Here is a 10,455-nt window from a genome sequence, read left to right as displayed (position 1 = left end):
GGAGAGACGGAGTCAGGGAGAGACGGAGTCAGGGAGAGACGGAGTCAGGGAGAGACGGAGTCAGAATAAAATGACTAGTCAATAAAACCGGGCCGCCTGAGCGGTCCGGTTTTGAATCCAGGTTGTTTTTGACTACTGCCGGATCGGCATCACGATGTACATGAAGTCATTCAGCACCAACCGATCATCTTTGACCGGACGCACCAGACACGGGCTGACCTTGTCGACCATCTGCAGGCCGATTGCCTCGGTTTCGATGTTATTGACGCCATCCAGCAGATATTTGAAATTGACGGTCACTTCGTTCTCTTTGCCTTGAACTTTGCCAGCGAGCTCAGCCGTATGCTCGCCAGCCTGAGAATTACCGGCTTTCAAGCGCACTCGGCCATCCGGGCTGAAATTGATATGGACGTCGTTCAAGCCGGTCCGAGAAAACAGACTGGCCGCTTTGACGGCGCGTTGGAGATCATCCTTGGCGATGATCACCTCGGTCTCAAAACGCTCGGGGACAAGCTGGTGATAATCCGGATAACGGCCTTCGATGATCCGGGAGATGACCTCGACATTGTCGTAAGTGAAGACAATCTGGCTGTCGCCGACGCCGATCTCAATCTGGTCGTTGCCGGCGAGCGAATCCTTGAGGACGCCGAGGATCCGAACAATCTCAGCCACGGTCCGGGCCGGCACGATGACCGACCAGGGTTCAGAACCGGCGGCCGCCGGCTCGGGAAGCTGGGCTTTGACCGTCTTTTCGGCCAGGCGATAACTGTCGGTCGCCGCCAGGACCAGTTCAGCGCCGTCGGCTCCAGTGACCAGTTTGAACAGGACACCGCTGATCTCCGGCCGGGACTCGTTCGGCGCGACCGCAAACAACACCTGGCCGACGGCTTTGCGGAAGACCGTCATATCGACCAGAAAGCGGCGTTTCTTCTCGACCGAGGGGATGAGCGGGAATTCGGAAGCCGGGATGCCGTTCAGGCGCGTCTGGAACGAACCGCAGGACACGGCGATCGCATTGCCGTCCTGGACGATATCGACCCGGTCCTTGGGCAGAAGATTGATGTAATCGGAGAAGAGACGTGACGGGACCGTGAATTCGCCCGGTTCCTCAACCTTGCCGCGGACCGCGCAACTCACGGCGATCTCCAGATTCGTGGTCATGAACTTCAGGACCTTATCCTCGCTCTTGACCAGGACATTGCCCAGGATCGGCAGATTGACGTTCTTGTTCGCGATGTGACTCACGATGGTCAATCCCTGGTTCAGATTTTCCTGCGTGCACGAGAACTTCATTACGATATCGGTTATATAGATATATTGAATCGGTAGTGATAGTGAGTGTTGTGGGCAATCTGGATAAGTCGCCCGGAGCCCGTCGTTGCGGCGGTTTCAGGCCGTTCGACCGGTGGAAACTTTGCGGTCAAAGGAGGGGAGAAAAAGTGCGTTGTCGGCCGGGGTCTGAAACGGACGTTTTTTGACCTCAGGTCATCCACTGGCTTTGCACCAGGCTATCCGGAGATTCTCCACGGACAAGCCCACAAGTTATTCACACTCAGGCCGTGGCGTGGATGCGTTGTTTGATGAGTTCGAGGTCCTGCCGGAGCTTGGTGTTGGTCTCGAGTTCGCGCCGGATCTTGTCGCAGGCGTGCATGACTGTGGTGTGATCGCGGTTGCCGACCTCGTGGCCGATGCTCGGGAACGAGGAATTGGTCTCTTCGCGCATCAGATACATGATGACCTGGCGGGGGAAAGCCAGCCGTTTTTCGCGGCAGGCGCCCAGCATATCAGCGACGCTGACATCGTAATATTGCGCTACAGCATGCAGAATTTGCTTGGGAGTGATGTTCCGCTGGATCTGGCCGGAGCCGAAGCTCGCCAGCAGATTCTTGGCCGTTTCCAGGCTCGGTTTGGTGTTCTTGAACTGGTGGAAAGCGATGATCTTGTTCAGTGCTCCTTCGAGTTCGCGGACGTTGGCCTGGATGACCGAAGCGATGAAGCGCAGGGTCTCGGGATCAAGGTCATAATTGCGTTCGCGGCACTTGGTCTCGAGGATCGCCATGCGGGTCTCGAAATCCGGGCTGGAAATATCAGCGGTCATGCCCCACTCGAAACGGGAGACGAGCCGCTGCTCGAGAGCCGGGATCTGTTTCGGCGGCCGGTCCGAGGTCATGACGACCTGGCGGTTGTTCTCGTGCAGGGCGTTGAAGGTGTGGAAAAACTCCTCCTGCGTCCCTTCTTTGCCGGTCAGGAACTGGATATCGTCGATCAGCAGGACGTCAACGCTGCGGTAAGTCTCTTTGAAATCGCGAGCGCGGTTATTCTTGATGGCGCCGATGAAATCGTTCGTGAATTTTTCGCAGGTGACGTAAAGGATCTTGGATCCGGGCGCGCGCTTCAGGACTTCATTGCCGATCGCCTGGAGCAAGTGGGTCTTGCCGAGGCCGACGCCGCCATAGATGAACAACGGATTGTATTTCGTGCCGGGATTCTGGGCTACAGCGAGAGCGGCGGCATGCGCGAGTTCGCTGCCTTTGCCGACCACGAAAGCGTCGAAAGTATACTTCGGATTAAGCTTGGAATCGTTGGAATATTCGCGTTTGGAAGCTGGCGGAGCGGTCTCGGTCCGCGATGCAGTGTTCGCTGAAGCTGCTTCTGCGGCCGCGGACGCTGACGGCGCTTCGGAAGCGGTTTTCTGGGACGTTTCCTCGGCCGGATTCTTGGCGACGATCACTGGTTTGATATCGACCTTATAGACGATCTCGCGGATCCGGCTGGAAGTGATGCTCTGCAAAGATTTCAAAATAGCCGGGCTGTATTTTTTCTCCAGCCAGGCTTTAGTGAAAGTGTTCGGCACGCTGACGACCACGCGCTCTCCTTCGCAGGTGGACAGAAAAGTCTTGCTGAACCAGGTCGTGAAATTCGCCTTGCTCATCGACAATTCCAGTTCTCCGAGTACCGCCTGCCAGAGTTCGTGGTTGCTCATAAACCGATAGTGATTTCTCGGGTGTTAGACCCAGCTAGTTTAGACCAGTGGATAACATTTGAAAACCCCACCCACCCGTGGATAGACTGTGCATGGATTGTGCATAACTATAAGGCATTCGGCAAGCCCCTGACGGTTTATTATCTACTGGTTAATAGCCGTCAGCTGAGCGGAAAACACCAACCTCTTGCCAAAATGACGCAAAGATGACAAAATACCGCTTGTCTAACCAGTGAAACACGGAATTTTATGCCGAAACGCACATATCAGCCGAAAAAGCGACGTCGTAATAAGGTCCATGGTTTCCGCGCCCGCATGCGCCGTGGTACCGGCCGGGTTGTCCTGAAGCGCCGCCGCGCCAAGGGCCGCAAGCGCCTGACGGTCAAGCACTAGTATCCAGACCTACAGAGCATCCGCCCCAACCGGCGGGTGCTTTTTTTGGGCCGCGCCAGTATAATAATGAAAGTCCGCACTCACCAGAATCAGACCACCATGCTCTCCCAGCTAAATCGTCTCAAGACTGATCGTGATTTCCAGAGGATCTTCAAGTCCGGACGGTTCGTCTCCGGTTCTTTTTTGACGTTGAAGTTCTCGCTGAACAAGTTGCCAGCCAGCCGCTTCGCTTTCGTGGTCGGGGTCAAGGTCTCGAAGCGCGCCGTGAAAAGAAACCTGCTGCGGCGGCGGATGCGCGAGATCGTCCGGAAGAGGCTGCCGGATATCAAGACCGGTTTCGATGCTGTGCTGATGGCCAAGCCGGAAGCGTTGAAGCTCGACTTCCCGCAGCTGGAGTCTGAAGTGCGGCGGACGCTGATCAAGTCCGGACTTTTGCCGCCGAGCCGCTGAGTATGTGGGCCCGACATTTTTTCCAGTTCATCGTCGACATCCCCAGACGGACCACTTTGGCGGCCATCCGTTTTTATCAGCGGACCTTCTCGCCTGATCACGGCTGGACCAAGATCTTCTATCCTCACGGCTGCTGCCGTTTTCGGCCGACCTGTTCCGAATACACTTATCAAGCGGTCGCTGAGTTGGGCGTGATCCGCGGGTTGATCCTCGGGTCATGGCGGATCCTGCGCTGCCATCCGTGGGCTGATGGCGGACATGATCCGGTGCCGCCGCGCCGGACCTGGTGGCAGCCGTTCGTCAAAAAATGAATCCACGAAAAAACCGCTTCATTAAGCGGTTTTTATGTCGTTTAGCGAGCGTACTCCTAGTGGGCTCAATAATACGAGACCTCGAAAACTTTCTTGTTCGCGGTGCGTCCGGAGACGAGACTGATAGCGCTCTTGCTCACGGACAGGTGTCCGGACAGGATCTCGATGATGTCTTCGTTCGCCCGGTCGCGATCAGGCGCGGCGGTGGTCCAGATGTCGAAAGACCCGTCGGCATTCGGACGCAGATCGCGGCGTTTGGCGCGCGCGTGGGCTTTGACCCGGATGCGCTGCGGGACGGATCGGACCAACATAATAAGAGACGGGTTCGTCAGCATTTAGATGATCTGGCGATCAGCGAATTCACGATGCGGATGTCGGCTTTCCGTCCGCTGTCGATCGGAGTCTCCAGGATCAGGTCGAGATTTTTCAGCGCCGGCGACGCCAGCAGGGCTTTGAATCCGGACAGTCCGATGCGGCCGCGTCCGATGTGGGCGTGGCGATCCTTAAATTCCTGGAAGTCGGCCGCGGAATCGTTGAGATGGATGGCTTGGAGGCGCTTGAAGCCGATAGTCCGGCCGAAGACGCCGAGCGTGCGTTTGACGCTGGCCGCTGTCCGGAGATCGTAACCGGCGGCGAAAGCGTGCGCGGTGTCCAGGCAGATCCCGACGCGGTCGTCATCGAGCGTGTTCAGGAATCCGGCCAGCTCCTGGAAATCGCGGCCGATGGTGTTGCCGGCGCCGGCGCAATTCTCAAGCAGCAGCAGGGCTTTGCCCAGATAGCCGTCGAGTACGCGGCGCAGGGAGTCGACCAATCGCTTGGTAAGTTGGGAAGTGTCGCGGTCCGCGGAGCTGCCGAGGTGGACGATGACGCCGCGGCTGCCGAGGAGCGAGGCGCGTTTCAGGTCCTGGCGGATCATCGCGACGGAATTAAGGCGCAAACGGTCGTTCGGAGAGGAGAGATTGATGATGTAGGGGGCGTGGACGAAGTGGGATTCGATGTTGTTCGCGGCGCAATTCTTAGTGAAAGCCTGGATGACGCCGCGGCTGAGTTTCGGGGCCGGACCGCCTTGCGGCGGCCGCGAGAAATACTGAAAACACCGGAGACCCAGTTCAGCAGCCCGAAGCGGGGCTTCCTGGACTCCGCCTGATGCCGAGACATGAGCGCCAAGCCGCATAAGATTATGGTCTGGTGGCCAGCGAGCGAGCGCTTCAGGCCTCTTTATCGATGCAGGCCGCGCGGATGAGTTCCAGTACCTTGCGGTTGATGATCTCGGTCCGGAGATAGTCGAGATAATCCTCGGAGCGGACCTTGGCCTGGGTTTCGGGGTTGTCGGAATAAGCGTTGATCAGGCGCTGCTGCTCGGCCAGAAGTTCTGAATCCAGGACTTCGACCTTCTCGCGGATAGCGAGGTCGCGCATGAGCAAGGCGGTCTTGACCCGCTTCACGGCCTGCGTCGCAAAATCCAGTTTGAGTTCGGCTGTGGTCTTTTTGAGATTCTTGAGGTAGCCGTCGAGTTCCAAGCCGCGGTCATGCAGACTGTGCTCGAGTTCGTGGAACATGCGGTTGACTTCCTGATTGATTATCGCTTCCGGCACGTCCTCAAATTTGGATTTGTCGACCAGTTTTTCCAAGGCTTCGTTCTCGGCCTGTTGGGCGGCTTTGTCTTCCGCTTCCGCCAGGATGTTTTTACGCAGCAGTTCGCGCAATTTCATCATGTCGTCCTGGCCCAGACTCTTGGCGAACTCGTCGTCGAGCGCCGGCGGTTCGAGGCCGAAGACCTGTTTCACGGTCACTTTGAAACCGACATCTTTGCCGGCGATGTTCTTCTGGTAGTGAGTCTCTGGAAATTTGAGATTGAATTCTTTGACCTCGCCGGACTTGAGTCCGAGGATCTGTTCCTTGAGTCCCGGGACGTAATAATCCTCGTTGAGGTAAACGCCGTGGCCGCGCGCCTGGCCGCCTTCGAGCGGCACGCCGGCGAGCGACATGTCCATGTCGAGCACGACCTTGTCGTCGGCGCGGACCTCGCGGTCGGCGGCGGCTTCCTTGGTGCGCATCTTCTGGAGCTGTTTCAGAGCGGCTTCGACTTCCTTATCTTCGACCGCTGACTTCTTAACTTTGATCTTGACGCTCTTGAGTTCCGGCAGAGAGAGCGATTTCGGGATGAGGGTTACGACGGCTGTGAAAGAGATCGGGTTGCCCGGAGCGAGTTTGTTGACGTCGATTTTGGGTTCGCCGTAAGTGACGAGCTCGTTGTCGAGCACGGCTTTCACGTAGAATTTCCGGAAGATCGGTTCGAGCGCTTCCTCGTAGATGGCCATTTCGCCGTACGCGGCTTTCACCACGTCGTAGGTCGCGTGGCCGGGGCGGTAGCCCTTGATCGGCTTGTCGGAAGAGAGTTTTTTGGCGGCGTTCTCCAGATACGGCTGGGCGTCCTCGATCGTGAGTTCGATCGTGATCTCGGCCTGGCTCTTGGGAAGTTTCTTGACGTCGATCTTCATAAGATTCGTGAGCGCGAGTTAGTTCTGAACCCGCATATTAGAGCAAAAAAACGGCCCTGTCAATTGAGTCGGAAAGATCTGGGGCGGTTTTATTGTCCGCTGGAGTTATCCACTGTTTGTCCACGGTCTGTGGTGTTGGAGAGTGCCAGGGATAATAATTTGGCATGATTTGCGGCCGCCAGGATTGACAAGGAGCTTATTTTGTGTTAATTTTTTCGGTCGGAAGTTCCTTACAATTTCACAGAAACAAGGAGGCGGAGAATGAAAAAGACCGACGTTCGTCCCGACAAGACCCGGGCCATGTTCATATCCTGGCTGGACGGTCTCTTGTGCCTGACTTTGCTGTCCGCGTTCGTCTATCTCATCTTTTTTTTCCGCTTTGCGGAGAAACCAGCTGCAGTTTTGTGTCTGCAACTGGCCGCGATCATCGTTCTCGGTTACTCGATCTGGTGGATGCTTTTCGCCGACGTCAGACTGGTCGAAGGCGAGTTCCTGTTCGCCGAATACGGCGGCGTCGGCAATCGGCTGCTGCGCCTGCGTTTCCGCGACGGCCTGGTCTGGGAGTTCAGCGAACCTCCGGATATCCCGCTGCGGCTGGAGCCCAAGGATGGCTGCCGGTTGTATGTCTCGGTGTACGAGAATTTTTTCGGCCGGGTCAGCATCAGGTACTGCATGATCAATTGCTACAGCGGCGAGAACGAGTGGCTCGACGACGATGTCTGGTTCTGAAGCCGATGCCGATCGTTCCTTTCTTTCACCATCAGAACACGGAGGTCCTGACATGAGAGTGATGAATACGGAATTCACCACAGGCGATGCGTTGTTGATCACGGTCGGACTTTTCTTCCTGATCGGCGGCGCGCTTCTGGAATCGCACTCGCGATCCGCTGATGTCGGAACCGGCCAAGTCACTGCTCCGGCCGCGCGGTTGGAGAGCTCGCCGTATTCAACCGAAGGCCGGGTGGTCTGCGAGGGGACGTATGATCGCGTTGTCCGCGAGTGTGCCGCCGACCAGCTCTGCCCGAGCTTCGTTGTCTTCGTCGACAAGGAGGCTTGCGTAGTTCACAGCGGCTCGCCGCTGGACATCGTGGTTCCGCGCGGCACCCGCATCCGGATCACGCTGCATCGCGTCGACACTTACCAGGTCGAACCGGTCCAGCCAGCGGCGGAAACGCTGGCCGACTGATCGGTGAATCCTGCTTCATCAGCAAAACCGGCTCGCGCTCGCGGACCGGTTTTTCTTATCCGCGAATTCGACCAGCCGTCAGGGTAGGGATGTCCCAATCTTGATCGAATCGGTGCGAGTAGAGTTTAAGCCAAAAAATATGTCGTCAGGGTGTAGAGCACGGCGGGAACCAATATGATGAGCGCGTTTGTTGCGATCGCGATACTTAATGTGTCGGAGCTGGCTTCGGTGCCGCCATGAGCCATTTTAGCCACTCATTAATTGCATGACGATTTCTCGCAGCCTCTGGTCGCACAGCGCGGATGTATGCAAGTTGGGCAAGCGATGAGCCGGCAGCAGCTGATTTGTCACATTACTGCCAGACACCGGCCCAAGTCCCGCGCGCCGCCGTCTAGAAAACAGCGAAGAGGCCATGAGCGTCGGATCCCATGGGCAGTACAGGTTGTAAACGCCGGGGAAGACCTCAAGGTCAGCACCCCACGGCAAGTCAGCCTGCACCATGACTACATAGCGCACCGACGGCGGCAGGCTGTGCGTACGCGCGTAAGCGTGCAGAAGAGTCGCTCCCATGGAATGGACAACAATGACGGACGGATTTTCGCGTTCCAGGAATTCTTGCAGCAGCACCTGGGTGGCAGGACTCAAGGCCGTCGCCAGTTCGTCGCGGTAAAATCGGTACTGTGCGACCGGATCAAGCAGCGCCAGCCACGATACTTCCTTGATGATGCCCCAGCGAAACACAGCCGCCGTTCCGGAGCCCACATCTTTCGAGAAGGCCTTAAAACCGGTCGTCTCACCAAAACCCCGGCGGACAACGGGCGATGTCAGCCTGACGGCATAGCCATGGATCAGCGCGATTGCGGACATGTGACGCTATTATTCTCATGAGTTGGCGATTGTATCAAGTTTGTTCGCCACATCTCCAGTACTGACGGCTCAGGGATTTCGTGCATGCAATACGTCGAGCAACCGCTTATTCGTATATAGATGGTACTTGCCATGCCATGATTCTTTCAGGTAGCCAGCTGTGGCGAGTGCTTTAAGATATTTGCCAGCAGTAACATAATGCACATTCAGCGCTTTCCCCAGCGCGGCTGGATTTGTAACCGGATGGGAGAATAATTGTTCGACAAGCTCGGATGAGTAGATGTTCGGCAGTTTCTCCTTAGTTTCCTTCTTATACTGAAAAAATTCAGTTGTCATATCAAACAGCGTATCCTTGGTTTCTTTGGCCTGCTGATAGAATCCCTCCAGCATAAAAAGGATGAAGTCTTCCCATCGCCCTGCTCTGGTGACCTCAAGAAGCAGGCGGTAATACTCCGGCCGATGTTTATTGATATAGCCGCTAATGTACAAGATCGGATAATGCAAAAGGTGTTCCTGGACTAAATAAAGCACCATTAAAATACGTCCGGTTCTGCCATTACCATCACCGAAAGGATGGATGGCTTCGAATTGATAGTGAGCAACGGCACTCTTAATCAGAGGGTCCACATCTAGCCCCTTGTCGTTAATAAAATTTTCTAAGTTACCGATGAGCCGCGACATCTCATTCGCCGGCGGGGGCGTATATATGATCTCATTTGTAACGCTGTTGTGGATGAAGTTCTGAGTTTTGCGGTAGCCACCTGCGGATGGGACGAGCATCCGTGCGATATCGACAATGAGACGACTCGACACCGGGAGTTTATCCAGCTCCACGAATCCCTGCATAATCGCTTCGCGATAGCGCAATACTTCTTTATCCGCTCCGCGCCGCTCCGCTTCCGGAAACAATTGTTGTTGGAGCACCTCGGCAACCGTCGTGTGGATATTTTCAATATTTGAACTAGCCACTGATTCTTTTAATATTGCGGGCGACAGCAAAAGAAGCGGATTGGGTAAGCCCACACTATATCCTTTTAATTCCGCCAGTTCGGCTCGAGCTTTCACCAGCAATTTACCATATTTAGGAGAATTGAGGTCAATAGTCGGTGGAAGAAGGTCGAGATTATGGGGTATTTTTGGGTTAAAACTCATATACGAAAGCTAATAACATACTAGATACGATATATCATAAAAACAGTATATTTATAACATATCAGATTGGATACGTCAACTTGACTCATACAAGAGATTGACTGGGCGATGGCCAATGGGAATCGCCTCGCGCTCCGCACGGGGTCCGGGGGTCGGCGCAAATCGATGAGCTCCGACGGGCGATAAGGGTCGCCTAGGCTTTGCCGAGGCTGTCAGATATTTGCCGAGGCAAAGGGCGCACTGGCGCTTCGCCAGCTCGCACCTCTCGCGCCCGTTCGATTCCCATAGACATCTCATATAAGTAAATACCCGCCCCCTGATAGGGGTCGGGTATTTACTATGGGGTGGCCAATGGGAATCGAACCCATATTAACGGGACCACAACCCGCTGTGCTAACCTTTGCACCATGGCCACCATGATGACTTCCGTTATCAGCCTGTGGTCGTCAGTTGGCTAATAACCTGACTTGTCCGAACAAGATAGCGTGTTTTTGTATTTTTTTCAAGGGGGGGGGGGGGGGGGGGGTCCCCGGGGGGGAAGCAAACCACTTTTCCCCCTTAGAAGGCGGGGCGCCTACCCCTTGGGGCCCGGGGGGCAGGGGGGGGGCTTTT

12 protein-coding genes and 1 tRNA gene are annotated in these 10,455 nt (G+C 55.8%); 5 read left to right on the top strand and 8 right to left on the bottom strand.

The genetic code is table 11. The features are described from left to right. Window positions 1–132: 132 nt before the first annotated feature. Complete coding sequence (dnaN, locus tag WCT10_05870) at window positions 133–1,293, bottom strand: DNA polymerase III subunit beta (protein ID MFA6604325.1); 1,161 nt, start codon at window positions 1,291–1,293, stop codon at window positions 133–135. A 259-nt stretch (window positions 1,294–1,552) separates the two neighbouring features. Continuing rightward, window positions 1,553–2,983, bottom strand: coding sequence for a chromosomal replication initiator protein DnaA (gene dnaA / locus WCT10_05865; GenBank protein MFA6604324.1), 1,431 nt, complete (start codon window positions 2,981–2,983; stop codon window positions 1,553–1,555). A 249-nt stretch (window positions 2,984–3,232) separates the two neighbouring features. Here dnaA and rpmH point away from each other — a divergent pair, with 249 nt between their 5' ends. From rpmH to yidD, 3 genes are all read left to right on the top strand, one after another. Beyond that, entirely contained in the window at window positions 3,233–3,376 is a 144-nt protein-coding gene (gene rpmH / locus WCT10_05860) for a 50S ribosomal protein L34 (GenBank protein MFA6604323.1), read from the top strand. A 66-nt stretch (window positions 3,377–3,442) separates the two neighbouring features. Then, window positions 3,443–3,826: a ribonuclease P protein component gene (gene rnpA / locus WCT10_05855; GenBank protein ID MFA6604322.1), complete on the top strand. Its 384-nt coding sequence runs from the start codon at window positions 3,443–3,445 to the stop codon at window positions 3,824–3,826. Between the two features lie 2 nt (window positions 3,827–3,828). Continuing rightward, window positions 3,829–4,137 (top strand): membrane protein insertion efficiency factor YidD, encoded by a 309-nt coding sequence (yidD, locus tag WCT10_05850; GenBank protein MFA6604321.1) that lies wholly within the window; start codon window positions 3,829–3,831, stop codon window positions 4,135–4,137. A gap of 65 nt (window positions 4,138–4,202) precedes the next feature. On the opposite strand, the gene WCT10_05845 is transcribed toward yidD, so the two are convergent. From WCT10_05845 to tig, 3 genes are read right to left on the bottom strand one after another with little or no spacing between them, the layout of a single operon-like run. Beyond that, window positions 4,203–4,448 (bottom strand): DUF167 domain-containing protein, encoded by a 246-nt coding sequence (locus tag WCT10_05845; GenBank protein ID MFA6604320.1) that lies wholly within the window; start codon window positions 4,446–4,448, stop codon window positions 4,203–4,205. A gap of 17 nt (window positions 4,449–4,465) precedes the next feature. Beyond that, window positions 4,466–5,311: a deoxyribonuclease IV gene (locus WCT10_05840; protein MFA6604319.1), complete on the bottom strand. Its 846-nt coding sequence runs from the start codon at window positions 5,309–5,311 to the stop codon at window positions 4,466–4,468. 34 nt (window positions 5,312–5,345) lie between these two features. Beyond that, window positions 5,346–6,638 carry a trigger factor gene (gene tig, locus WCT10_05835; GenBank protein MFA6604318.1) on the bottom strand — a complete coding sequence of 431 codons (1,293 nt, stop codon included), beginning with the start codon at window positions 6,636–6,638 and terminating at the stop codon, window positions 5,346–5,348. Between the two features lie 261 nt (window positions 6,639–6,899). On the opposite strand from tig, the gene WCT10_05830 reads away from it, so the two are divergent. Next, the gene (locus WCT10_05830) at window positions 6,900–7,367 is read left to right on the top strand and encodes a hypothetical protein (GenBank protein ID MFA6604317.1); all 468 of its coding nucleotides are present in this window, start codon (window positions 6,900–6,902) and stop codon (window positions 7,365–7,367) included. A gap of 52 nt (window positions 7,368–7,419) precedes the next feature. Continuing rightward, window positions 7,420–7,824: a hypothetical protein gene (locus WCT10_05825; protein MFA6604316.1), complete on the top strand. Its 405-nt coding sequence runs from the start codon at window positions 7,420–7,422 to the stop codon at window positions 7,822–7,824. A 246-nt stretch (window positions 7,825–8,070) separates the two neighbouring features. Here the strand turns inward: WCT10_05825 and WCT10_05820 are convergent, their stop codons facing one another. The 3 genes from WCT10_05820 to WCT10_05810 all read right to left on the bottom strand — a co-directional run bounded on the left by WCT10_05820 (window position 8,071) and on the right by WCT10_05810 (window position 10,258). Then, window positions 8,071–8,691: a hypothetical protein gene (locus tag WCT10_05820; protein MFA6604315.1), complete on the bottom strand. Its 621-nt coding sequence runs from the start codon at window positions 8,689–8,691 to the stop codon at window positions 8,071–8,073. 69 nt (window positions 8,692–8,760) lie between these two features. Next, window positions 8,761–9,843, bottom strand: a complete 1,083-nt coding sequence (locus WCT10_05815; protein MFA6604314.1) for a Fic family protein — start codon at window positions 9,841–9,843, stop codon at window positions 8,761–8,763. 340 nt (window positions 9,844–10,183) lie between these two features. Beyond that, window positions 10,184–10,258: transfer RNA gene (locus WCT10_05810), tRNA-His, on the bottom strand. Window positions 10,259–10,455 lie beyond the last annotated feature (197 nt).

Source organism: Patescibacteria group bacterium (genome assembly GCA_041667185.1).
Lineage (GTDB): Bacteria > Patescibacteriota > Patescibacteriia > SG8-24 > SG8-24 > JBAYFM01.
Note: the sequence above shows the minus strand (reverse complement) of the source record. Positions and strands in the feature narration are given on the sequence as shown.